At 49.2% G+C, this 949-nt stretch carries 1 pseudogene; it reads left to right on the top strand.

The window, feature by feature from the left end:
- Positions 1-620, top strand: a pseudogene (locus KTG12_RS21405) (hypothetical protein); the annotation flags it as partial.
- Between the last annotated feature and the right edge of the window lie 329 nt (positions 621-949).

Raw genomic sequence — 949 nt, forward strand, 5'->3', positions numbered from 1 at the left:
GGGAAAGCTACGACGACACGGAAATCAGGAACGCGCTGACAGCCTTGCAGCAGCAAGTCAACACGCTCGTTTCGGGTGACGCATCGAGTGCCATCGAATCGTTCAACGAGATCATTGCCTTCCTTGCCAGCGTGGAGGACACACAGACGTTGCAAGGGATTATCGCCGGGCTGAATCAGAGCATCGCGAATGTTCAGAACAGCATCCCGACCAAGCTCTCCCAGCTTCAGAATGACGACCACACGGTCAAGGATGCCGCGTATGTCCATACGGATAATAATTACAGCAACGAGGAGAAGCAGAAGGTAACCGATTCACTCCGCCTGAAGGAATACATCGACGTATCCAACATCGGGCAGCTTCCCTCTTCGCCGTATAACTTACGATTTGCCTACGCAGCAAACAACCCGGCAGCCATCAACTTTGCCGACATAAACAGTGTCCCGGAGATGCAGGAGTTCTATTTGTCGATTAAGAACAACACAGGCTCTACCATTACCCAGCCCATCCCGAACGGTTCAGGCTGGCAGTCGGACGAGGCAAGCATTGAGATTGAAGCCGGCAAGACAGCTGGCGTTTCGATTAAGAAAGAACACGGGATTATGGTTGTAAGGGTGTAAAAAGGAAAGGAGGTGAAAGATGAAGAGACGGGTGATGACGGGAAAAGATACCGAATCCGATTTTTCCAATCAGTGGAATGCTAAGTATTACTTTCCATTGAACGGTGATTCGTATGAATGTGTCAATGGGGTATTAGGCGAGCTAAAAAACAATGTACAATGGAAAGACGATAGCATTTTTACAGGAAATAAATCTGCGTATTTTATAAACGGTTCTGGAATTAGGTTGGCGGAAGGAACTCACTCCGGAACCCGAACCGGCACCGGAAGAAAAGCTCTGGCGTGCCCGTGATGCCAAACGGCAGGAAATCTACGACAAAGACATCCAT

This window comes from Parabacteroides sp. MSK.9.14 (assembly GCF_019041495.1).
Taxonomy (GTDB): Bacteria; Bacteroidota; Bacteroidia; order Bacteroidales; family Tannerellaceae; genus Parabacteroides; species Parabacteroides merdae.